The following is a 20276-nucleotide window of genomic DNA, read 5'->3' as shown; positions in this document are numbered from 1 at the left end:
AAGATGCCGTGGGCGGATTCCGGTCTGCGGAGCGAATCCGATTCTCCGGCCGTTTCAGCCGCGCAATCGGAGGGTGACCGCGCGGGGTTCGGTGAAGAATTCGCGCGAGTACTGGCCGCCTTCGCGGCCGAGGCCGCTGGCGCCTTCGCCGCCGAACGGCAGGCGCAGGTCGCGTTCGAAGAACGTGTTGATCCACACGGTGCCGGCCTTCCAGCGGGCGGCCATCCGGTGGGCCCGGTCCAGGTTCTGGGTGAACAGCATCCCGGCCAGGCCGTAGGGGGAGTCGTTGGCGATGCGCAGGGCCTCCTGTTCGGTGTCGAAGCCGAGGACGGTCTCGACCGGGCCGAAGATCTCCTCGCGTGCGGTGCGGGAGTCGTTGGTCAGCCCGGTGATCACGGTGGGCGGGTAGTAGAAGCCGCCGGCGCGGGCCTCGTCGGTGAGGCGGGCGCCGCCGGTGACGACCTTGCCGCCTTCCTCCTGGGCGAGTTCGACGTAGCCGTGCACCTTGTCGAGGTGGCGTTGCTCGATGAGCGGGCCCAGGAAGTTCGACGGGTCCTTCGGGTCGCCGACGGTGAGCGTGTTCGCCTGCTCGGTGAACCGGGCCAGGAACTCGTCCATGATGCTGTTGTGCACCAGCAGCCGGGACCCGGCCAGGCACACCTGTCCGTTGCCGCCGAAGATCGCGCGGATCGCCATCGGCACGGCGACGTCGAGGTCGGCGTCGGCGAAGACGATGTTCGCGGACTTGCCGCCCATCTCCGCCGAGACCGGGGTGTGGTTGACTGCCGCGGCCTGCAGGATCTTCACGCCCGTCGCGCTCGAGCCGGTGAAGGTGATCCGATCCACCCGCGGATCCGAGGTCAGCGGCCCGGCGACGGCCTCACCGCCGAACCCGTGCACGACGTTGAGCACGCCCTCGGGCAGTCCGGCCTCGAGGGCGAGTTCGGCGAAGCGGTGCGCGGTCAGCGGGGTCTGCGGCGCCGGCTTGAGCACCGCGGTGTTACCGAAGGCCAACGCGGGGGCGATCTTCCAGGTGGCCAGCATCAGGGGTGCGTTCCACGGGCTGATCGCCGAGACCACACCGGCCGGCGGGTAGAGCACGTAGGACAGCAGGTCCCCGTCGGGGTAGGCCTCGTTGGCGGCCATCGCGACGTAGTCGGCGAAGAACCGCAGATTGTGGGCCACGCGGGGGATTTCGGCGTGCAGCGACTGGTTGATGCTCTTGCCGCCGTCGCGGGTCTCGAGCAGGGCGAGTTCCTCGCGGTGGGCGTCGACCGTGTCGGCGACCGCGTGCAGGATCTTCGCGCGCTCCTTCGGGGACAGCAGCGGCCAGGGGCCGTCGTCGAAGGCGGTGCGGGCGGCGGTGATCGCCGCGGCACCGTCCTCGGCGGTGCCCGCGGGCACGACCCCGAGCAGCGCCCCGTCGTGGGGGTCGCGGGACTCGAAGGTGGCCCCGTCCGACGCCGGCTTCCATTCGCCGCCGATCAGGTGCCGGACCTGCGTCACCGACGGCGTGTTCTGGGTCTGTGTCATGGCAGTCTCCCCGGGTCAGACGCCGGCTCGGGCCGGCAGTTCGTAGGTGCGGCCGGCCAGTTCGGAGGCGACATCGACGATCATGTCCTCCTGCCCGCCGATGACGCCGCGGCGGCCGAGCTCGAGCAGGATCTCGCGGGTGGAGAGGCCGAACTTCTTCGCGGCCCGCTTGGTCGGGTGGAAGAACGTCGAGTACACCCCGGCGTAGCCGAGGATCAGGGCGGTCTCGTCGACGATCTGCGGTTCGGTCATCAGCGGGGCGACGACGTGCTCGGCGGTGTCGATCAGCGGGAACAGCTCGACCCCGGTGTCCCAGCCGGCCCGCTCGAACGCGGCGGCGAGCACCTCGGTCTGGGCGTTGCCGGCGCTGGCGCCGAGCCCGCGCAGCGACCCGTCGATGAACGTCGCCCCGTGCTCGGCCGCGGTGAGCGCGTTGGCGATGCCGACCCCGAGATTGTTGTGAGCGTGGAAACCGATGTCGGCGGAGATCGCCTGCCGCAGGGCCGCGACGCGGTCGCCGGCGTGCCGGGGCACCATCGCGCCGGCGGAGTCGACGACGTAGACGACGTCGGCGCCGTAGGAGTCGAGCTTGGCGGCCTGCTCGGCGAGCGGTTCGGGCTCGAGCTTGTGGCTCATCATCAGGAACGTCATCACGTTCAGGCCCTTGTCCTTGGCCCACTCGACGGGCTGCTGGGCGCAGTCGGCCTCGGTGCAGTGCACCGCGACGCGCACGGTCTTGATGCCGGCGTCGATCGCGCCCTGCAGTTCGGCGAGGGTGGCGATGCCCGGGACGTACAGCACCGCGATGTCCGCATCGTCGACGGCGTCGACGGCGGCACGCACGTACTCGGGGTCGGTGGCGGCGGCGAAGCCGTACTGGATCGAGGAGGCACCGAGGCCGATGCCGTGGGCCACCTCGATGGTGGGGATCCCGGCCCGGTCGAGGCCGCGGGCGATGTCGGCGACGTTGCCGGGGGTGAACCGGTGCGAGACCGACGACATGCCGTCGCGCAGGGTGGTGTCGACGAGGGTGACCTTGCGGCGCCCGCCGGGGGTGCCGGGGGTGTGGGTGGTGTCGGTGGTGCTCACTGGGCTGCTCCCTGGACGAGGCTGCGCTGCGCCATGACGTCGGCGACATGCACGGCGGCGGCGGTGATGATGTCGAGATTTCCGGCGTAGGTGGGCAGGAAGTCGCCGGCGCCGACGACCTCGAGCATGACCGTGACCAGGTCGCCGTCCACATCGACCAGACGCAACGTGTAGCCGGGGACGTACTGCTGCACCTTGGCGACCATCTCGACCACGGCGCGTTCGATCGCGTCCGGGTCGGGGTGGCGGACCTTGGCGTAGACGGTGTCGCGCATGTTCATCGGCGGCTCGGCCGGGTTGATCACCGAGATCGCCTTGGCGCGGTCCGCGCCGGCGACCTGCGCGAGTGCCCGGCCGGTCTTCTCGCTGAATTCGCTGAGGTTCTGGCGGGTGCCCGGGCCGGCGCTGTGCGAGGCGATCGCGGCGACGATCTCCCCGTAGTAGGCGTCCGCGGCCTGGTTGATCGCGTACAGGATCGGGATCGTGGCCTGACCGGCACAGCTGACCATGTTCACGTTCGGTGCGTCGAGGTGTTCGGTGAGATTGACCGCGGGCACGACGTACGGGCCCACCGAGGCGGGCGTCAGGTCGATCGCGGTGATGCCGGCCGCGGCGTACCGGGGTGCGGCCGCGGCGTGCACCCTCGCCGAGGTGGCCTCGAACACCACGTCCGGCAGCTCGGGCCGGGCCAGGAGCCACTCGAGCCCCTCCGCGGACGCCTCGAGGCCCTCCCGCCGGGCCCGCTCGAGTCCCTCGCTGGCCGGATCGATGCCGACCATGTACACCGGCTCGACATGCTCGGACCGCAACAGCTTGTACATCAGGTCCGTCCCGATGTTCCCGGATCCGACGATCGCGGCTTTCAAACGACTCATCTGTGGGCCTTCCCTCCAGTGTCGGGGTGATGCTGCCGACGCTAGGGGCGATCCCCTGGTAGACGGCGGGTGATCCGGCGGTACCGGACACGCCCGGCCGTGATCCGATCGGTGTTCGGCTATCCCGAACAGCGCTGACGGAAGCGCCGGCACCCCCGCAAGCTCGTGACATCCACCACAACCGGAGCAGCAAGCCCGGCCAGCGGAGATCAGGAGTAGCCATGACCGACCCCACTGCCCGTTTCGACATCGCGCACCTCGCCCGTGCCGAACTGTTCACCCCCAGGCCGCAGGAAACCCTCGACTTCTTCACGAAGTTTCTCGGCATGTACGTCACGCATCGGGAGGGGCAGTCCGTCTACCTGCGTGGGTACGAAGACCCGTACCAGTGGAGCCTGAAGGTCACCGAGGCGCCGGAAGCCGGCATGGGCCACGCCGCGCTGCGCGCCAGTTCGCCGGAGGCGCTCGAGCGCCGCGTGGCGTCGCTGAAGCAGGGCAACGTCGAGGGTACGTGGAGCGAGGACCAGTTCGGCTACGGCAAGACCTTCGAATTCCAGTCCCCGGACGGTCACAACCTGCAGCTGCTGTGGGAGGTGGAGAAGTACGTCGCCCCGCAGGAACTGCAGAGCAAGATCCTCTCGCGGCCGTCGAAGAAGCCGCTGTCGGGGATTCCGGTCAAGCGGATCGACCACCTCAACCTGATGGCCTCGGATGTCACCCCGCTCAAGGACTCGTTCGAGCGGCACCTCGGATTCCGCACCACCGAACGCGTCGTGGACGGCAACGTCGAGATCGGCGCCTGGATGAGCTCGAACCTGCTCGGCCACGAGGTCGCCTGCATGCGGGACATGACCGGCGGCCGCGGCAAGCTCCACCACCTCGCGTTCTACTACGGCACCGGCCAGCACCTTGCCGATGCGGTCGAGATGTTCCGCGACTACGACATCCAGATCGAGGCCGGCCCCGACAAGCACGGGATCACCCAGGGGCAGTTCCTCTACGTGTTCGAGCCGGGCGGCAACCGCATCGAACTGTTCGGCGAGGCCGGTTACCTGCACCTGGATCCGGACGCCGAGACCAAGACCTGGCAGATGTCCGATATCGACACCGGTCTCGCGGTCGGCGGCGCGAAGCTGCCGTGGGAGACGTACTTCACCTACGGCACCCCGAATCCGCTCGCACTCGATCAGCACATCGAGAAGTTCTCGCACTTCGGTCCGGGCGCTCCCGTCGACGACCCGGAGGTGAGTGCCGCGGAACGCGCGGTTCCGGACGAAATCGACCATTCCCGAGCGGTTTCGGGATCCCCGGTCTGAGCCCTGGCCTTCTGCGGGTGCGCACCTCCCGCGCCGGTCTCCGGCGTGCCGCGACGAGAGGTGCGCACTCGCGTGTCAGCCGGCGTCCGGGAACGTCACCTCGAGCGCCGCGAGCTGCCCGGGATCCGACACCACCTCGATCTCGACGATCGCGTCGTCTTCGATCGTGAAGGCGAACACCGTGCGCGGACGGCCGCCCGGCGCCCATGCGGCACCGGGCATTCCGTCGACGAGCACCGTCCGGGCGGCCTGGGCGCGGCCGTCGAAAACCTTTGCGACGCTGTGGGGTCCGTGAAGCTCGTGCGCGAGCGCCGGTGCGCCGTGAGCCGCGCCGGCACGGGCCGTCGCCACGGCGACGTCGTCCGCGCGAAGGACCACGTCCGGATCGAGCAGGGCCAGCAGGTCGTCGAACCGTCCCTCCCGCGACGCGGCGAGGAACGCGTCGACGAGGCGACGGCGGCGCATCAGGTCGGCCCGTGGGGCGGTCGCGCCCTGGATGCGCCGCCGCGCGCGGCTCGCGAGCTGGCGGGTGGCGGCGGGGGAGCGCTCCACGATCGGGGCGATCTCGTCGAACGGGACGGCGAACAGGTCGTGCAGCACGAACGCGAGGCGTTCGGCCGGGGCGAGGGTGTCGAGCACGACGAGCATGGCCACACCGACCGAATCGACCAGTAGTGCAGCGCTTTCCGGAACGTCGCGCGGGTCCGTCGACCCAGGTTCGGGACGGTCGGGCTGATCGAGGGGGACCTCCCGGCGCGAGCCCCGGGAGCGCAGCATGTCCAGGCACACCCGGCTCACCACCGTCGTCAGCCAGCCTCCCAGGTTGGCGACCTCGTCGGTGCCGGAGCGGTGCAGGCGCAGCCAGGCCTCCTGCACGGCGTCGTCGGCCTCGCTCGCCGAGCCGAGCATGCGGAAGGCCACCGCCCGGAGATGGTCCCGATGTGCCTCGAACTGTTCGGCGGGGAAGGCGCCGCCGGGGTGGGCCGAGAAGTTTCCGTCGCTCATGTCGTCACATTCTGTCGTCGGGATCCGTCATGGCTGTGACGAACGCACGACCCCGGATGTGACAAGGAGACGATCATGAAGGCTCGAATGACGAATCCCGCGCTCGTTCTGCCCGACGCGGTGACGGCGTTGCAGGCACTGGGGAACGCCGCCGACGGTGGCGGGCTGCCGGCGCGCACCACCCACCTCGTGCATCTGCGGGCGAGCCAGATCAACGGATGCAGCGTCTGTGTGGACATGCACCCGCGGCTGGCGAAGAAGGACGGGGAGACCGACAAGCGGCTGTTCGCGGTGGCGGCGTGGCGCGAGGCGCCGTACTTCACCGATGCCGAGCGGGCGGCCCTGGCGCTGACGGAGGCGGTGACCCGGCTCGCGGACCGGCCCGACCCGGTGCCCGACGACGTCTGGGACGAGGCCGACCGCCACTACGACGAGCCGCAACTGGCGGCGCTGATCCTGCAGATCTCGCTGATCAACGTGTGGAACCGGCTCAACGCGACGGTCAAGCAGGTGGCCGGCGCGCAGTGGTGACGACCGCGACGTTGCCCCCCGCCGTATTTTCTGGAATCATTCCAGATAATGCGTCGGAGGGTCGTCGCCCGCGTGGTGACGGCCCCGAACGAAAAGAACGAAAAGGAGTGCGCTCATGTTCGCCGCCGGCTCCGGTGCCGTCACGCTTCCGTCGATGGTCCTCGGAGGACTGCGGCCGCTCTACCGGCAGATGGCACGCGCCAACGTGCGCACCGTGGGCTTCGTGCACACCGTGGGCGCGAACCGGTTCGAGGTCCGGCTGACCGCGGCGGTGGGTGGACCGACGCTCGACATCCGTTCGCGGGACCGGACGATCGCGTTCACGGTGCCGCTCACGGCGCAGTTCCGGGCGCAGCCGGAACTCGATCCGGGCAGCTACCGGACGCTGTGCGCGATGCTGACGCCGGACGCCGCTCCGGCGGCCGGCACCGTCGTCCGCTTTCTGCAGGGCCTCGTCGCGCAGGCGCCCGCCGTGCTCTCCCGCACGGACACCCCCGCGGCCTGAGGGAGCCCGCCGCGACGGGGTTCGGCTGCCGAGACGGTGCCCGGGGGGCATGATCGGATCGGGACCGAACCGTGGTCCGGAGGAGGGTGACGATGGCGGAGGAAGGCGAGACCCGTCGATTCGGACTGCTCGGGTCCGCGATGGAGGAGTTGCTGGAGAGGACCCGCGCCGTGGCGGACGCGGTCGGGTCGATCGGGAGCGACGCCCTCGGCGCGATTCCCGAGCCCCTGTCCGCGCCCGCGAACCGGATGCTCGGCTCTCTTCGGCAGGTGATGGAGCTCGTGCCACCCGTCCTCACCGAGTTCGACGCACTCGTCGAGCAGCTGCACGCGCAGCGAAAATCGGTGCAGGCGCTGCAGGCACAACTGTCGGCGTTCGACCGTCAGTTGGAGGTGGTCGAAAAGTCGCTGGCGCCGTTGCAGGGTCTGGCCCATCAGTGGTCCCGTCTGCAGCAGTCGCTGCTCGACTACCCCGCCACCGGCGAACCGAAGAAGTCCGGCCCGTCGGAGGCCTGATCGACCGGATGCGTCGGCTCGTCCGGCGCCGCAGCATCCCGGTGCGTCCTTCGGGCTGCTGGGACAGCCCAAAGGACGCACCGGCGGCGCAGCCGCCTACAGGCCGGGGCGCTTGCCGATCGTCAGGGTGACCTCGCCGGTGCCGGCGAAGAAATCGTTGCCCTTGTCGTCCACGACGATGAACGCCGGGAAGTCCTCGACCTCGATCTTCCACACCGCTTCCATACCCAGTTCCGGGTATTCGAGAACCTCGACCTTCTTGATGCAGTCGAGTGCGAGGCGCGCGGCCGGCCCGCCGATGGAGCCGAGGTAGAAGCCGCCGTGGTTCTTGCAGGCGTCGGTGACCTGCTGCGAGCGGTTGCCCTTGGCGAGCATGACCATCGAGCCGCCCGCGGCCTGGAACTGCTCGACGTAGGAGTCCATCCGGCCGGCCGTGGTGGGGCCGAACGAACCGGAGGCCATGCCGTCCGGGGTCTTGGCCGGCCCGGCGTAGTACACCGGGTGGTCCTTCAGGTACTGCGGCATTCCCTCGCCGGCGTCGAGGCGTTCCTTGATCTTCGCGTGCGCGATGTCGCGGGCGACGACGAGCGGGCCCGTGAGGGACAGCCGGGTCTTGACGGGGTGCTTGGACAGTTCGGCGAGGATCTCCGGCATCGGCCGCGTCAGGTCGATCTTCACCGCGGCACCCTTGCCGGTGCCCGACACGCCCTCGGTCTCGGCGTCGAGCTGGGCGTCGGTGATCTCGGGCAGGAAGCGGCCCGGGTTGAACTCGAGCTGTTCGAGGAACACGCCCTCCGGGGTGATCTTCGCCTTCGCCTGCCGGTCGGCGGAGCAGGACACGGCCAGCGCCACCGGCAGCGACGCGCCGTGCCGGGGCAGGCGGATGACACGCACGTCGTGGCAGAAGTACTTGCCGCCGAACTGCGCGCCGATCCCGATCTTGCGGGTCAGCTCGAGCACCTGCTCCTCGAGCTCGAGATCGCGGAAGCCGCGGCCGGTGATCGCGCCCTCGTTCGGCAGCTCGTCCAGGTAGTGCGCCGAGGCGTACTTGGCGGTCTTGAGGGCGAACTCGGCGGAGGTGCCGCCGACGACGATCGCGAGATGGTACGGCGGGCACGCGGCGGTGCCGAGCGAGCGGATCTTGGCCTCGAGGAATCGCATCATCGAGTCCGGGTTCAGGATCGCCTTCGTCTCCTGGTACAGGTACGACTTGTTGGCCGATCCGCCGCCCTTGGCCATGAACAGGAACTTGTAGGCGTTCTCGTGGCCGGCCGCCGTGTCGGCGTAGAGCTCGATCTGCGCCGGCAGGTTCGAGCCGGTGTTCTTCTCCTCCCACATGGTGAGGGGAGCGTTCTGCGAGTACCGCAGATTGAGCCGGGTGTACGCGTCGTACACGCCGCGGGCGATGGCTTCCTCGTCGTTGCCGGGACTGAGGACGTGCTGGCCGCGCTTGCCCATGACGATCGCGGTGCCGGTGTCCTGGCACATCGGCAGCACCCCGGCGGCGGCGATGTTGGCGTTCTTCAGGAGATCGAGCGCGACGAACTTGTCGTTGTCCGACGCCTCCGGGTCGTCGAGGATGCTTGCGAGCTGCTTCAGGTGATCCGCGCGCAGGTAGTGCTGGATGTCGTGCAGCGCGGTCTCGGTGAGCAGGCGCAGCGCCTCGGGCTCGACCTGCAGGAAGGTGCGGCCGCCCGGTCCTTCGACGGTGGACACCCCCTCGGTGGTCAGCAGCCGGTACTCGGTGGGGTCTTCCCCGATCGGCAGCAGGTCCTCGTAGAGGAAGTCGGCCATTTCTTCTCCTGAACTGTCCTGGACAGCGGGGCTGATGTTCGCGACAAGGCTAGTCCGGGCGACACGGCGCCCCGACGCCGGGGCGTGTGACGCAATCCGCTCCCGCACCCGTCGTGACCTGCGTCACTACCGAATTCGGCCGTCGCTGTGGCGCCGGTCACGGCCCCGGCGGCACGCGATCCGTACACTGGTATGGATGGTTCGTACGGCACAGGAACGGGTACTCGGAGAGCATCGGGTACCCGGAGGGCACCGCTTCCGACAGACCCGAGAGCGGGAGTTCGAGAACACATTGAGTACCGAGACCGTGCCGACGACGGCACCTGCGCACCGCGGATCGCTTCGCGGCGCCCACGCCTGGCTCGACGTCGCCGTCGTGGTGGTCGTCCTCGTCGCCACCAACCTGATCGCGCACTTCACCACCGTGTGGGCCAGCATCGCGACGGTGCCCATCGCGGCCGTGGTGCTCGTCGCGCTGATGCGCCGCCGGGGCATGCGCTGGTCCGAACTCGGGCTCTCGCCGCGCCACTGGCGGTCCGGTTCGCTCTACGCGCTGGGCGCCGCGGGGATCGTGCTGGCCGTGATCGCCGTCGGCGTGGCGCTGCCCCCGACCCGGCAGTTCTTCCTGTCCGACCGCTACGCCACGATCTCCGGCGCGCTCCTCGCATCGATGATCGTCATCCCGCTGCAGACGGTCATCCCCGAGGAACTCGCGTTCCGCGGCGTGCTGCACGGCACGCTCGAACGTGTCTCGGGTGCGCGCGGCGTGTTCGCCGCCGGCTCGCTGCTGTTCGGCCTGTGGCACATCGCCTCGTCGCTCGGGCTCACGAACGGCAACCGCGGGCTCAGCGGCGTCCTCGGCGGCGGCCTGTGGGGACAGGTGCTGGGCATCGCCGGAGCGGTCGTGGCGACCGCGGCCGCCGGATTCGTCTTCACCTGGCTGCGCCGCCGCAGCGGGAGCCTGATCGCCCCGATCGCCCTGCACTGGTCGCTCAACGGCGCCGGTGCCCTGGCCGCGGCCCTGGTCTGGCACGCCACCCTGAACTGACCGCCGGCGAACCGCCGCCGCGGTACCGTGCGCTGATGGCACTCGCGGTCTGCCTGCTCTTCGACGCCGCCGCCCGGCGCGCCCTGCAACAGCTGTGGGCCCGGCTCGAAGATCTCGGTGTGCCGACGCTGCTCACCCATACCCACGGCCGGCACGTGCCGCACCTGTCGTACGCGGTGCTGCGCAGCTACGACGTCGACGACGTGACGGCCGCGCTCGAGGCGCTGCCCGACGGCGGGCCGCTGACCCTCTACTCCGACGGCCTGGGCGCCTTCCGGCGCGGACGGATCTGGCTCGCGCCCGCCCCCACCGCCGACCTCCTGCGGCGCCAGCAGCGTGTGGTCGACACCGTCACCGCCACCGGCGCGGACCTGCACAAGCACTACCGGCCGGGCGTATGGACCCCGCACCTGACCCTCAGCCCCCGCGCACGGCTGGACGACCTGCCGCGGGTGGCCGCGGCCGTCTACGACGTGCTGCCCCTCGCAACGGCCGTGTCCGGCGCGGCACTGATCGACACCACGACGGGGGAGCGCCGTCCGTTGCGGCGGGTCCCGTGACCGACGTCGCTCACTCCTCGGGGTTCTCCACCCACTTGCCGTAGGGCGGGGGGCCCTCGCCCATGATCTGCACTCCGAAGTGCGGGGCGTGCTTCCACACGTAGCCGTGCAGGGTGTGTTCCTCCGACGTCTGCGTGTTGACGAGGACGAGGTCTCCCGTCGCGCGCTCCTCGAGCGAGAACCCGCTCTCCGGGCCCTCGAGTACCCACCACTTCTTCCTGCTCATGATCGATGCCCTCCGGTGCGGGACGGGACAGGTCTCGGGCCGGACGTTACTCCCGAGCGGGCCTTCGCGGCACCGGTTCGCCGATCCGGGTCATCGGCTCCCCAGTAGACGGCGGGTGGTCTCGTCGGCGGGGTAGAACGCCTCGATCGCCAGTTCCGCGACGGTGACGTCCAGCGGCGTGCCGAACAGCGTCGTCGTGCTCAACAGCGACAGCTCGCCGTCGTCGGTGCGCAGCCGCAGCGGCACCACCAGGGCGTGGGCGCCGGCCGGGTCGAGCTCGGCGTCGTGGCCGTCGTCGCACGGGTAGGCGGCCAGTTCGGCGTGCAGCCGTCGCAGCACCGGGTCGCCCGTCGCGGCGAGCTGGTGCCGCAGGCGTGTCAGCAGGTGCGCCCGCCACTGGCCGTGGTTGGCGATGCGCGGCGCCATGCCCTCCGGGTGCAGCGTCACCCGCAGCACGTTCACCGGGGGCTCGAGCAGCCGAGGCGCGCAGCCGTCGAGCAGTCCCACCACGGCGTCGTTGGCGTCGACCATCGTCCAGTGCCGGTCCACCACCAGCGCCGGATACGGCCGGTGCGACGCCAGGATCCGCTCGATCGCGTCGGCCACCGCGGCCATCGGCACGTCCCCGAGTCGGTGCTCCGGATACGCGGGGGCCAGGCCGGCCGCGAGCAGCAGCGAATTGCGCTCCCGCAGCGGGATGTCGAGCTGATCGGCCAGGCGCAGCAGCATGGTGCGGGTCGGCCGCGACCGGCCGGTCTCGAGGAAGCTCACGTGCCGCGCCGAGACCTCCGCCCGGTTGGCGAGAGCGAGCTGGCTCAGGCCGCGACGCTCGCGCCAGTGCCGCAGCAGCACTCCGACGGGTTCCTCGTGCACGGTGGTCATGCCCGTCACCGTAGGCGCGGAGTGGGAAGGGCGGCCATTACCTGCCGGGTAATCGATTCGGGCACCGGAGCGCGGCAGGCTCGTCGGTGTGCGGCACACCGCCGCCACCGACCGACCGGGAGGACCCCATGACCGCCTACGCGATCGCCCATCTGCGCTCCGTCGACTTCGGCCCCGAGATCGTCCGCTACCTCGAGGAGATCGACGACACCTTCACGCCGTACGGGGGCAGGTTCGTCGTCCACGGCGCCGAACCCGAGGTTCACGAGGGACCGTGGCCCGGCCACGTCGTGGTCGTCGAGTTCCCCGACCTCGAGCAGGCCCGCGCCTGGTACCGGTCGCCGGCCTACCAGGCGATTCTGCCGCTGCGCACCGAGCACTCCGACAGTTCGGCGATTCTCGTCGACGGCGTGCCGCCGGGATACCGGGCGAGGGACTACCTCGCCAAGGTGGGACGCGGCTGATCCGTCCGCGGTTCAGCGCAGGATCCCGGCCGCGTGGGCCGGCGCCGCATACGCCTCGGCGAGGGTGTCCACCGTCTCGTGGGCGTTGAGCCCGCTCGGATTCGGCACCACCCACACCGGCACCCCGCCGAGCGTCTCCGTCTGCAGCCCCGCGACGGCCTTCCGGTGCCCGAACGCCGACCGGTACGCGGTGATGCCGGCGACGGCCACCACCCGCGGCCGGTGCAGCGCCACCACCTCGGCCAGCCGCACCGCCCCGGTCCGCAGTTCCTCGGCCGTGAGCTCGTCCGCGCGGGCCGTGGCGCGCGGCGCGAGATTGGTGATCCCGACGCCCCGCTCGATCAGGTGGGCCCTGTCGTCCTCGCTCATCCCCGAGGTGGGGTCGATGGGCCGGAGCAGGATGCCGGCCCGCAGCAGCGCCGGGTAGAAGCGGTTGCCGGGCCGCGCGAAGTGCGCACCCGTCGCCGCCGTCCACAGGCCCGGGTTGATGCCCACGAACAGCAGCCGGCAGTCCGGCCCGATCAAATCGGGCACCACCGCGTCACGGAAGCGTTCGAGTTCGGCGCGCGTGAATCCCACCCGCCCCACGGTAGCGAGCGGCGCCGCCGGCCCCGGCAGTGCCGGGCCCGGGGAGTGTGGCCGCCATCGCGCCCGCGCCCATCGGCTAGGGTGAAATGCGCGTCGTGGCGGGACCGGACAGCCGCGGCGAGCAGGGCCGAAACGATAGGGGAAGGTGTGCAGCGCCGGAACGTGATCGGTAACCCCGTCGGAGACTCGTCCGGCCGCGAGGTGGCGCTACCGCCGTACACGGATCTGCTGTGGCCCACCCTGCAGGCGCTGATCGGGCTCGGAGGCTCGGCCTCGATCGAGGAGCTCGAGAAGGCCGTCATCGCGCGCGAAGGTCTGTCCGAGGCCGCGCGGTCCGTACTGCACGGCGACGGGCCGGTCACCGAGATCGAGTACCGGGTCGGCTGGGCGCGCACCTACCTCAAGGGCATGGGGCTGCTCGCCAACACCCGTCGCGGCGTGTGGAGCGTCACCGACCGCGGCCGCGCGGTGCAGGAATCCGAGATCAAGCCCCTGCAGGTGGCATACACCGCGGAGAAGCGGCGCAAGCGGCTCGTGCGCAACGCGTCGTCGCGCGCGCAGGTGGTGACCCTCGCGGCCGCCCCCGAGGATCCCGAGCTGTGGCGCGAGCCCGTGCTCGCCGCCGTCGCCGAGCTCCCCGACGAGGGCTTCGAACGGCTCGCCGTCGCGGTGCTCCGCGCCGCCGGCTTCACCACCATCTCGGTGCCCCCGCACGGCGGTCACCTCGACACCGGCTCCGACAACGACGTCGACGTCGAAGGCACCGGCGTGCTGCGGGTGTCGCTACTCGGCTTCTCGGTGTTCTTCCGGTTCCTGCGCGGCCCCGAGCGGGCGGGCGCGGACGTCGTGCGCGAGTTCCGCGCCGCGATGGCCGGTCGCGGGGAGAAGGGTCTGCTCGTCACCACCGGGACGTTCGGCGACGACGCCCGCGCCGAGGCGCACCGGCTCGGCGCGCCGCCCATCGAACTCGTCGACGGCGACGGCCTGTGCGATCTGCTCAAGGAGCACGGTCTCGGGGTCCACACCACGGTGCGCACCGTCGAGGACGTCGCCCTCGTTCCCGCCTTCTTCGCCGAGCTCGGCGGCCGGTAGCCGCGCCGCGTCCCCGTCGCGCGGGCCCCGAATCCCGATGCGCCCGCGCGGGACCCGCGAGTGTGGTGCAATACCGGAAGCTCGACACCCTGTCCGCCGTGCACGCTCGTCCAAGCGAGGTTCGATGGCCATCTCACGTCGGGAACTGTTGCGGTACGCGGCCGTCGGCTCGTGCGCGGCCTGGGTGTCGGCCGTCGCCGCCCCCGGGGTGGCGCACGGCCGGGAGGTGCTCGGCACGATCGTCGACTACTCGGCGGCCGTGCCGTCGCCGTCGTCGATCCGTGCCGCCGGGCACATCGGTGCCATCCGGTACGTCTCGGACCGCCGGCCGGGCGCCGAATGGATGCTGGCCAAGCCGCTGACGGAGTCGGAGGCCGCCGCGCTCGTCGCCGGCGACCTCGAGGTCGTGTCGTGTTATCAGTTCGGCAAGGCCGACACGGCGGACTGGCTCGGCGGATACGACGCCGGGGTCCGGCACGCGACGCGCGGCCTCGAGCTGCATCGGGCGGCCGGGGGACCGGCGGACCGGCCGATCTACGCCTCGGTCGACGACAATCCGTCCGAGCAACAGTTCGCCGACCTGATCGCGCCGTACCTGCAGGGCTGGCACGACGTGCTCGGCGCCGGGAACACCGGCGTGTACGCCAACGGGCCGACCATCTCCTGGGTCCGCGAGGCCGGCCTGGGATCGTTCTACTGGCAACATGATTGGGGCACGGCCGAGGGCTACGTGCATCCCGCGGCGAACCTGCACCAGGTGGGTGGCGGGACGATCGACGGCATCGGCATCGACGTCAACAATGTATTCAGCGCCGACTACGGGCAGTGGTCGCTCACCGCCGGTTGAGCCCGCCGGGCCGCGCCCGGGGAACGGCGGCGGTCAGGGCCAGCGCGACGGCGGAGGCCGCGATCGACAGCAGGAAGGTGGCGCGGAACCCGTCGAGGGCGGGCACCGTGTAGGTGCCGACCGTCGTGGTCATCGCCGCGAGCACCACGCTCACCACCGCCGCGGACGTGGACGTCCCGATCGAACGCATCAGCGTGTTGAGACTGCTCGCGGCGGCGGTCTCGGACAGCGGCACCGCGCCCATGATGAGGGCCGGCATCGCCGCGTACGCCAGGCCGATGCCCGCCCCGATGATCATCCCCGCCACGACGATGTGCCAGATCTCGGTGTACGCGACGTAGACCAGCACGTAGCCGGCGCCCACCACCACGACCCCGCTCGCCAGGGTGACCCGTGGCCCGTGGCTGCCGGTGATCCGCGCGGAGACGGGGGACAGCGCCATCATGACGATCCCGCCCGGCGCGATGAGCACGCCGGCCGTCACCATGGACAGCCCGAATCCGTAGCCCGTCTCGGTGGGGGCCATCAGCAACTGCGGGAACGCGAGCATCTGTCCGTAGATCGCGAATCCGACGGCGACCGACGCGAGGTTGGTCAGCAGCACCGGGCGCCGCGCGGAGATCCGTAGATTCACCAGGGGTCGCGCCGTGCGCAGTTCGTAGTATCCCCACACGAGCGCCGCGCCGGCGGCGCCGGCGAACATGCCCAGGGTCAGGGGATTCGACCAGCCCCAGGTGCCGCCCTTGGTGACGGGCAGGAGCAACAGCGTCAGCGTGACCGAGAGGCCGATCGCGCCGACGACGTCGAACCGGCCGGGGTTGCGGTGGGGCGACTCCGGGATCACCTTCAGCACCATGGCGATGCCCAGCAGGCCGAAGCCGGCGGCGGCGGCGAACAACATGTGCCAGTCGGCGATCTGGGCGATGGCCGCGGCGACGGGGAATCCGACGGCGCCGCCCACCCCGAGGGTGGCGCTGATGGTCGCCATCGCCCCGGCGATCCGCCGGGGCGGCAGTTCGTCGCGCAGGATCGCGATGCCGAGCGGGATCGCGCCGGTCGCCGCGCCCTGCAGGGCGCGGCCGGCGATCATCGGGAGCAGCGACTCGGCGAGGGCGCAGACGAGGGAGCCGGCCACGACCGCACCGAGGCTGACCAGCAGCATGCGCCGCTTGCCGAACATGTCGCCCAGCCGGCCGCTGATGGGGGTGAGGACCGCCGCGGCGAGGAGCGTGGCGGTGACCGCCCATGAGGCGTTCTCCACGGACGTGCCGAGCAGGTGCGGCAGCTGGGGGAGCAGGGGGATGACGAGGGTCTGCATCAACGCGACGACGATCCCGCACAGGGAAAGCACCGCGACGAGACCACGGGGTGCGGGGCGTTCGGCTGTGACCGGAACGGGGGTCTCGACGGCCATGCGCCTCCTCGGGTCCGGGGGCCGCGCGATACGGGCGGGCATGGACGTGATCTACGAGATGTATCAGGTTCCCCACCGGGAGGGCAGCCGCGCGCCCGCCGATCGGGACACGGGCCCGGCCGGTCAGCTCTGGCAGTGCGCGGCGGGGTCGGGTTCGGCGGCGGTGACGACGAGCGTGGGATGCGGGTCGTCGGGGGCATCGTGGACACCGCGCCACGACAGCAGCGACCAGCGGGACAGTCCCGACAGCGCCGAGCCGAGGCTGGCGAACGACAGCGACGACAGGGCCGAACCGAACGAGCCCACCGAACCGACGGACAGCACCGACCCCACGCTGCCGATCGACAGGATCGAGTACGCCGAGCCGATGGACAGGATCGAGCCCTCGGAGCGGACGGACAGGATCGACCGGTGTGAACGGCGCGAGCGCAGGCACCGGGAAGCGGTGAGCCTGGACGGTGTTTCGGCCATGATTCGGTCTACCACGCGGTTCCCGGCTCGGGAAGCGCCCGGACGACGGAGGCCGCCGGGGGATGATCCCGGCGGCCTCGGCCAAGGTGCGGATGATCGGTCAGGCGACCGTGACGAGCCCGATCGTCGGCAGGAAGGTGCACGAACGCGGGGCCGCGCCCGCGGCTTGCGTGGTGATGCCGCCGGAGATCACGGCGGCCACGTTGCCGGAGCCGGTGTCGGCGATCGCGCTGAGCGTCGTCGGCCCGTCGGGATTGATCCTGGCCTCGTTGGTCAACGTCGCGGTGCCGCTGCGGCCGTTGGAGACGTTGATCCAGCTCACCGTCAGCGGCTGCGCCTGCTGGTCGGCGAACTTGGCGGTGCCCAGGGCGGTGAACACGAACCCGGCCTGGCCGGCCTTCGGGCCCGGCGGCGGGAGCGGCGCGGGGCCGGCCACGGCGAGCGCGGTGCCGATGGAGTCGCCGCCGTCGCGGATGCAGTCCTTGCCGATGCTCGGGTACAGGAACTGCGAGATCGCCACGGCGCCCGGCTCCGGAATGTCGGGTCCGCCGCCGCCGCTGCCGTCGAGGAAGGTGATCACGCGCTGGAGCAGGGCCTTGACCGAGTCCGGCAGCTGCGAGTTCGCGAGCAGTTCCTTCGCCTGGTCGAGGAGCTGATTCTTGCCGTCCGCGACGTCGGCCGGGCCGGCCGCCGCTCCGACGATGGCGGGGGCGAGGGAGGCGAGGGCCTCGACCTCTTCGGGGGCGGCTGCCTGGGTGCTGAGCATGCCCATGAGCGACTCGATCGACAGATCCGCCGGCACCTGGTAGCCGGCGAACTCGGCCGGCAGCTGGAGCACGTCGGGGATGCCCGGAACGACGGGTTGCGCGACCGCCTGCGACGGCACGGTGAGCGCCGCGGCGGCGGCGAGGGCGCAGGCGGTGAACATCCTGCGCGTTGCTCGGGTTCGAAGCACTTTTCCCCATCCTTGTCGTTGAAGCGGCTCCGGAGCGCGAGGCGCCGATGCCGCTGACGGCTCGGGGAGACACTTTATGTAGGCCCCCCGATCAGTACAAGCCGTGGCCGGTCTCACAGCCGCGCCCGTACTGGCGGGAGTCTAGCCATAACGTGTTCCGATCAGTGGTGTCCGCTCGAGACTACGTGTGACTGATGTGGTTTTTGTGAGAGTAGATGAAACTGTTACTGATGTGAGTATCGTGTTCGGCCCGCCGCCGCGGAACGGATAGTCTGCATCCGTCCCCGGCCCTTCCCCCCGGGGTGACGTGACGACGGGAGGCCGCACCGCAGTGTCCGATCCGGTTCGCCCGCATCGACTGTGGTGGTGCGCGGCCCTGCTGGCCGTCTCCGTCGGGGCCCGGCTGGCGTGGAACTTCCTCACGCCCAACGGCATGAATCTCGTGGATCTGCACGTGTACGTCGACGGTTCCGCGGCGCTGCTGCGCGGCGAACTGTACGACTTCACCTACACCCGGGACACTCCCGAGTTCTCCCTGCCCTTCACCTACCCGCCGTTCGCGGCACTGGTCTTCTTCCCGCTGCACTATCTGCCCTTCCCGGTGGTCGGGGTGGCGTGGCAGCTGCTGACCGTCGCCGCCCTGTTCGGCCTCCTGCGCATCTGCCTCGAGTTGCTGTTCGGTTCCGCGGCGCACGGCGCGCGCTGGACGGCGGTCGCGCTCGTGTGGACGGCGGCGGGCATCTGGACGGAGCCCATCCGCACGACCCTCGACTACGGACAGGTCAACGTGTTCCTGGCCTTCGGCGTGATGGTCGCGGTCCGCAGCAACCGCTGGTGGCTCTCGGGCGGACTGGTCGGATTGCTCGCCGGCATCAAGCTGACCCCGGCGATCGCCGGCATGTACTTCGTGGCGCGTCGCCGCTGGGCGGCGGCGTTCTTCTCCGCGGCGACCTTCGCCGCCACCGTCGCCGTCAGCTGGCTGGTCCTCGGCGACCAGGCGCGGACCTACTTCACCACGTTGTTCGGCGACGCCGACCGGATCGGGCCGGTGGGGTCGGTCTGGAACCAGTCGCTGCGCGGAGCGCTGAGCCGCATCGTGGGACACGACGTGGGCACCGGGCCGCTGTGGCTGGCGGCTGTCGCGGCCTCGGCGGTGCTCGCCGTCGCGGCCTGGCGTGCCCTCGGCCCGGACGACCGGCTCGGCACGATCGTCGTCGTCGAACTGTTCGGGCTGCTGGTGTCGCCGATCTCCTGGATGCACCACTGGGTGTGGGTGCTGCCGATGCTGCTGTGGCTGGTCTACGGGCCCCTCGCCGGCCGCCCCGGCACCCGTGTGCTCGCCGGGTTCTGGGCGGTGCTGACCGTCGTCGGGGTGCCGTGGCTCCTCGGCCTGGCGCAGGACTCGATGTGGGACATCTCCCGCCCCGCCCTGCTGGCCTGGGCGGGCGCGTGCAACGTGGTGGGGGTGCTGGCGGTGTACGCGTGGATCGTCTACACCGGGCGCCCGGCTGCGGCCCCGCCCGTCAGCCGCGGGCCAGCGCGTCGATCTTCCGGGCCAGCTCCACGTCCGACCCGGTGATCCCGCCGGCGGAATGGGTGGACAGCGAGTAGGTCACCTTCCGCCAGCGGATGTCGATGTCGGGGTGGTGGTTCGCCGCCTCGGCGGCCTCGGCCACCCTGTCCACCAGCGCGACGGCCGCGGGGAACGAGGAGGACTCGACGGTCCGCACGATCGCGTTCCCGTCCCGTCGCCACTCGGGCAGCTGGGCGAGGGCGGCATCGATGTCGGCGTCGGAGAGCAACTCGGCCATGCCCCATTCTGGGACGATGCCGCACATGAGTGCAACGACGGGCCGGGCGGACGAGGTAGTGGCCGGGGCGATCTTCCGCGACGGCCGGCTGTTGCTGGCCCAGCGCATCGGGCCGCCGGAGCTCGCGGGGCTGTGGGAGCTGCCGGGCGGCAAGGCCGAGCCGGGGGAGTCCGCCGAGGCGGCGCTGCGCCGGGAGCTGCGCGAGGAACTGGGCGTGGAGGTCGCCGGTGCGCAGCGGGTCGGGGTCGGGGTGCCGCTGGACGGCGGCCGGGTGCTGCGTGCCTACCGGGTGGAGCTGCTCTCCGGGGAACCGCGGCCGCTCGAACACGCGGCGCTGTGCTGGGTGGACGCCGACGAGCTGGAGCAGATCGACCTGGTGCCGAACGACCGGCTGTGGCTGCCGGAGCTGCGCGCGCACCTCGGGCGCTGACGGGGCGGCCGGTCAGGCGGCGCGGGCCTTCTTCAGGCGCTTCGCGAGTTCCTTCCCGCCGAGGCCCTCGTGCTCGAGCCTCTTCATCCGCATGATCACCACGGGGCAGCGCACACAGCGGGTCTTCTTGCGGCAGCACTTCTTCTTGGGCTCGAGCTGCGCGACCCTGCTCGCCTTCACCTTGCCCATCCGTGTCGCCGGCCTTTCGTCGGTGGGTCCCGGACCACAGCACTGGGCCCCTGGTCACATCAATTGGAAGGTTAGCATGCCCTAACAAAGGCGGAGGCGCCCGGCGAGCCGGTTTCGGCGGCCCGCAGCCGCCGGC

24 protein-coding genes are annotated in these 20276 nt (G+C 71.0%); 11 read left to right on the top strand and 13 right to left on the bottom strand.

Annotated elements, in window-relative coordinates; genetic code table 11:
• Positions 1-54 precede the first annotated feature (54 nt).
• Genes JYA75_RS23720 through JYA75_RS23710 form a run of 3 tightly spaced genes read right to left on the bottom strand, consistent with a single transcriptional unit; the run spans position 55 to position 3497 of the window.
• Entirely contained in the window at positions 55-1533 is a 1479-nt protein-coding gene (locus JYA75_RS23720) for an aldehyde dehydrogenase (protein ID WP_006933898.1), read from the bottom strand.
• A 15-nt stretch (positions 1534-1548) separates the two neighbouring features.
• Positions 1549-2622: a 4-hydroxy-2-oxovalerate aldolase gene (gene dmpG / locus JYA75_RS23715; protein ID WP_006933900.1), complete on the bottom strand. Its 1074-nt coding sequence runs from the start codon at positions 2620-2622 to the stop codon at positions 1549-1551.
• Positions 2619-3497 (bottom strand): acetaldehyde dehydrogenase (acetylating), encoded by an 879-nt coding sequence (locus JYA75_RS23710; RefSeq protein ID WP_203329443.1) that lies wholly within the window; start codon positions 3495-3497, stop codon positions 2619-2621. The genes dmpG and JYA75_RS23710 overlap by 4 nt, the downstream gene beginning before the upstream one ends.
• A gap of 221 nt (positions 3498-3718) precedes the next feature.
• Between JYA75_RS23710 and JYA75_RS23705 the strand changes: the two genes are divergently transcribed.
• The gene (locus JYA75_RS23705) at positions 3719-4813 is read left to right on the top strand and encodes a VOC family protein (RefSeq protein WP_006933903.1); all 1095 of its coding nucleotides are present in this window, start codon (positions 3719-3721) and stop codon (positions 4811-4813) included.
• A gap of 75 nt (positions 4814-4888) precedes the next feature.
• Here the strand turns inward: JYA75_RS23705 and JYA75_RS23700 are convergent, their stop codons facing one another.
• Positions 4889-5818 carry a sigma-70 family RNA polymerase sigma factor gene (locus tag JYA75_RS23700; RefSeq protein WP_102799792.1) on the bottom strand — a complete coding sequence of 310 codons (930 nt, stop codon included), beginning with the start codon at positions 5816-5818 and terminating at the stop codon, positions 4889-4891.
• A 75-nt stretch (positions 5819-5893) separates the two neighbouring features.
• On the opposite strand from JYA75_RS23700, the gene JYA75_RS23695 reads away from it, so the two are divergent.
• From JYA75_RS23695 to JYA75_RS23685, 3 genes are all read left to right on the top strand, one after another.
• A complete protein-coding gene (locus JYA75_RS23695) occupies positions 5894-6349 on the top strand; it encodes a carboxymuconolactone decarboxylase family protein (protein WP_043799232.1) in 456 nt (151 codons plus the stop codon).
• Between the two features lie 115 nt (positions 6350-6464).
• Entirely contained in the window at positions 6465-6854 is a 390-nt protein-coding gene (locus tag JYA75_RS23690) for a hypothetical protein (protein WP_065922833.1), read from the top strand.
• Between the two features lie 92 nt (positions 6855-6946).
• A complete protein-coding gene (locus tag JYA75_RS23685; RefSeq protein WP_029542318.1) occupies positions 6947-7369 on the top strand; it encodes a hypothetical protein in 423 nt (140 codons plus the stop codon).
• A 96-nt stretch (positions 7370-7465) separates the two neighbouring features.
• Here JYA75_RS23685 and JYA75_RS23680 read toward each other — a convergent pair whose 3' ends face one another.
• Positions 7466-9163, bottom strand: a complete 1698-nt coding sequence (locus tag JYA75_RS23680; protein ID WP_029542320.1) for a fumarate hydratase — start codon at positions 9161-9163, stop codon at positions 7466-7468.
• 292 nt (positions 9164-9455) lie between these two features.
• Between JYA75_RS23680 and JYA75_RS23675 the strand changes: the two genes are divergently transcribed.
• Positions 9456-10211 carry a CPBP family intramembrane glutamic endopeptidase gene (locus tag JYA75_RS23675; protein ID WP_029542322.1) on the top strand — a complete coding sequence of 252 codons (756 nt, stop codon included), beginning with the start codon at positions 9456-9458 and terminating at the stop codon, positions 10209-10211.
• 35 nt (positions 10212-10246) lie between these two features.
• Entirely contained in the window at positions 10247-10771 is a 525-nt protein-coding gene (locus JYA75_RS23670; RefSeq protein ID WP_006933916.1) for a 2'-5' RNA ligase family protein, read from the top strand.
• Positions 10772-10781: 10 nt separating this feature from the next.
• Here the strand turns inward: JYA75_RS23670 and JYA75_RS23665 are convergent, their stop codons facing one another.
• The gene (locus JYA75_RS23665; RefSeq protein WP_006933918.1) at positions 10782-10997 is read right to left on the bottom strand and encodes a hypothetical protein; all 216 of its coding nucleotides are present in this window, start codon (positions 10995-10997) and stop codon (positions 10782-10784) included.
• A 90-nt stretch (positions 10998-11087) separates the two neighbouring features.
• Positions 11088-11879 carry a helix-turn-helix transcriptional regulator gene (locus JYA75_RS23660; RefSeq protein WP_006933920.1) on the bottom strand — a complete coding sequence of 264 codons (792 nt, stop codon included), beginning with the start codon at positions 11877-11879 and terminating at the stop codon, positions 11088-11090.
• A 128-nt stretch (positions 11880-12007) separates the two neighbouring features.
• On the opposite strand from JYA75_RS23660, the gene JYA75_RS23655 reads away from it, so the two are divergent.
• The gene (locus JYA75_RS23655) at positions 12008-12343 is read left to right on the top strand and encodes a DUF1330 domain-containing protein (protein WP_029542324.1); all 336 of its coding nucleotides are present in this window, start codon (positions 12008-12010) and stop codon (positions 12341-12343) included.
• A 12-nt stretch (positions 12344-12355) separates the two neighbouring features.
• Here the strand turns inward: JYA75_RS23655 and JYA75_RS23650 are convergent, their stop codons facing one another.
• A complete protein-coding gene (locus JYA75_RS23650) occupies positions 12356-12922 on the bottom strand; it encodes a mismatch-specific DNA-glycosylase (RefSeq protein ID WP_203329442.1) in 567 nt (188 codons plus the stop codon).
• A gap of 156 nt (positions 12923-13078) precedes the next feature.
• Here JYA75_RS23650 and JYA75_RS23645 point away from each other — a divergent pair, with 156 nt between their 5' ends.
• Positions 13079-14023 carry a winged helix-turn-helix domain-containing protein gene (locus tag JYA75_RS23645; protein ID WP_006933925.1) on the top strand — a complete coding sequence of 315 codons (945 nt, stop codon included), beginning with the start codon at positions 13079-13081 and terminating at the stop codon, positions 14021-14023.
• 124 nt (positions 14024-14147) lie between these two features.
• Entirely contained in the window at positions 14148-14870 is a 723-nt protein-coding gene (locus tag JYA75_RS23640; protein ID WP_203329441.1) for a DUF1906 domain-containing protein, read from the top strand.
• Here JYA75_RS23640 and JYA75_RS23635 read toward each other — a convergent pair.
• The 3 genes from JYA75_RS23635 to JYA75_RS23625 form a co-directional block, all read right to left on the bottom strand.
• Positions 14857-16284, bottom strand: a complete 1428-nt coding sequence (locus tag JYA75_RS23635) for an MFS transporter (protein WP_006933931.1) — start codon at positions 16282-16284, stop codon at positions 14857-14859. The two genes, JYA75_RS23640 and JYA75_RS23635, sit on opposite strands and share 14 nt — an antisense overlap.
• 123 nt (positions 16285-16407) lie before the next feature.
• On the bottom strand, positions 16408-16755 hold the full coding sequence (locus JYA75_RS23630) for a hypothetical protein (protein WP_043799235.1): 348 nt from the start codon (positions 16753-16755) through the stop codon (positions 16408-16410).
• Between the two features lie 100 nt (positions 16756-16855).
• Positions 16856-17683 (bottom strand): hypothetical protein, encoded by an 828-nt coding sequence (locus tag JYA75_RS23625; RefSeq protein WP_037200674.1) that lies wholly within the window; start codon positions 17681-17683, stop codon positions 16856-16858.
• Positions 17684-18041: 358 nt separating this feature from the next.
• On the opposite strand from JYA75_RS23625, the gene JYA75_RS23620 reads away from it, so the two are divergent.
• Complete coding sequence (locus tag JYA75_RS23620) at positions 18042-19289, top strand: mannosyltransferase (RefSeq protein WP_102799794.1); 1248 nt, start codon at positions 18042-18044, stop codon at positions 19287-19289.
• Here JYA75_RS23620 and JYA75_RS23615 read toward each other — a convergent pair.
• On the bottom strand, positions 19234-19521 hold the full coding sequence (locus JYA75_RS23615; protein ID WP_029542335.1) for a 4a-hydroxytetrahydrobiopterin dehydratase: 288 nt from the start codon (positions 19519-19521) through the stop codon (positions 19234-19236). The genes JYA75_RS23620 and JYA75_RS23615 overlap by 56 nt on opposite strands.
• Positions 19522-19546: 25 nt before the next feature.
• Between JYA75_RS23615 and JYA75_RS23610 the strand changes: the two genes are divergently transcribed.
• Positions 19547-19951, top strand: coding sequence for a (deoxy)nucleoside triphosphate pyrophosphohydrolase (locus JYA75_RS23610; protein WP_029542337.1), 405 nt, complete (start codon positions 19547-19549; stop codon positions 19949-19951).
• Between the two features lie 12 nt (positions 19952-19963).
• On the opposite strand, the gene JYA75_RS23605 is transcribed toward JYA75_RS23610, so the two are convergent.
• Positions 19964-20131 carry a hypothetical protein gene (locus JYA75_RS23605; RefSeq protein ID WP_006933942.1) on the bottom strand — a complete coding sequence of 56 codons (168 nt, stop codon included), beginning with the start codon at positions 20129-20131 and terminating at the stop codon, positions 19964-19966.
• Positions 20132-20276: the final 145 nt, after the last annotated feature.

Source organism: Rhodococcus sp. PSBB066, from assembly GCF_017068255.1.
In the GTDB taxonomy this organism is placed as follows: domain Bacteria; phylum Actinomycetota; class Actinomycetes; order Mycobacteriales; family Mycobacteriaceae; genus Rhodococcus; species Rhodococcus aetherivorans.
Note: the sequence above shows the minus strand (reverse complement) of the source record. Positions and strands in the feature narration are given on the sequence as shown.

What these genes read in the sequence shown, in the direction of transcription:
- JYA75_RS23720 (WP_006933898.1), bottom strand. Translation starts at nt 1,533, where the DNA reads ATGACACAGACCCAGAACACGCCGTCGGTGACGCAGGTCCGGCACCTG.
- JYA75_RS23710 (WP_203329443.1), bottom strand. Translation starts at nt 3,497, where the DNA reads ATGAGTCGTTTGAAAGCCGCGATCGTCGGATCCGGGAACATCGGGACG.
- JYA75_RS23705 (WP_006933903.1), top strand. Translation starts at nt 3,719, where the DNA reads ATGACCGACCCCACTGCCCGTTTCGACATCGCGCACCTCGCCCGTGCC.
- JYA75_RS23700 (WP_102799792.1), bottom strand. Translation starts at nt 5,818, where the DNA reads ATGAGCGACGGAAACTTCTCGGCCCACCCCGGCGGCGCCTTCCCCGCC.
- JYA75_RS23695 (WP_043799232.1), top strand. Translation starts at nt 5,894, where the DNA reads ATGAAGGCTCGAATGACGAATCCCGCGCTCGTTCTGCCCGACGCGGTG.
- JYA75_RS23690 (WP_065922833.1), top strand. Translation starts at nt 6,465, where the DNA reads ATGTTCGCCGCCGGCTCCGGTGCCGTCACGCTTCCGTCGATGGTCCTC.
- JYA75_RS23685 (WP_029542318.1), top strand. Translation starts at nt 6,947, where the DNA reads ATGGCGGAGGAAGGCGAGACCCGTCGATTCGGACTGCTCGGGTCCGCG.
- JYA75_RS23680 (WP_029542320.1), bottom strand. Translation starts at nt 9,163, where the DNA reads ATGGCCGACTTCCTCTACGAGGACCTGCTGCCGATCGGGGAAGACCCC.
- JYA75_RS23670 (WP_006933916.1), top strand. Translation starts at nt 10,247, where the DNA reads ATGGCACTCGCGGTCTGCCTGCTCTTCGACGCCGCCGCCCGGCGCGCC.
- JYA75_RS23665 (WP_006933918.1), bottom strand. Translation starts at nt 10,997, where the DNA reads ATGAGCAGGAAGAAGTGGTGGGTACTCGAGGGCCCGGAGAGCGGGTTC.
- JYA75_RS23660 (WP_006933920.1), bottom strand. Translation starts at nt 11,879, where the DNA reads ATGACCACCGTGCACGAGGAACCCGTCGGAGTGCTGCTGCGGCACTGG.
- JYA75_RS23655 (WP_029542324.1), top strand. Translation starts at nt 12,008, where the DNA reads ATGACCGCCTACGCGATCGCCCATCTGCGCTCCGTCGACTTCGGCCCC.
- JYA75_RS23640 (WP_203329441.1), top strand. Translation starts at nt 14,148, where the DNA reads ATGGCCATCTCACGTCGGGAACTGTTGCGGTACGCGGCCGTCGGCTCG.
- JYA75_RS23635 (WP_006933931.1), bottom strand. Translation starts at nt 16,284, where the DNA reads ATGGCCGTCGAGACCCCCGTTCCGGTCACAGCCGAACGCCCCGCACCC.
- JYA75_RS23630 (WP_043799235.1), bottom strand. Translation starts at nt 16,755, where the DNA reads ATGGCCGAAACACCGTCCAGGCTCACCGCTTCCCGGTGCCTGCGCTCG.
- JYA75_RS23625 (WP_037200674.1), bottom strand. Translation starts at nt 17,683, where the DNA reads ATGTTCACCGCCTGCGCCCTCGCCGCCGCCGCGGCGCTCACCGTGCCG.
- JYA75_RS23615 (WP_029542335.1), bottom strand. Translation starts at nt 19,521, where the DNA reads ATGGCCGAGTTGCTCTCCGACGCCGACATCGATGCCGCCCTCGCCCAG.
- JYA75_RS23610 (WP_029542337.1), top strand. Translation starts at nt 19,547, where the DNA reads ATGAGTGCAACGACGGGCCGGGCGGACGAGGTAGTGGCCGGGGCGATC.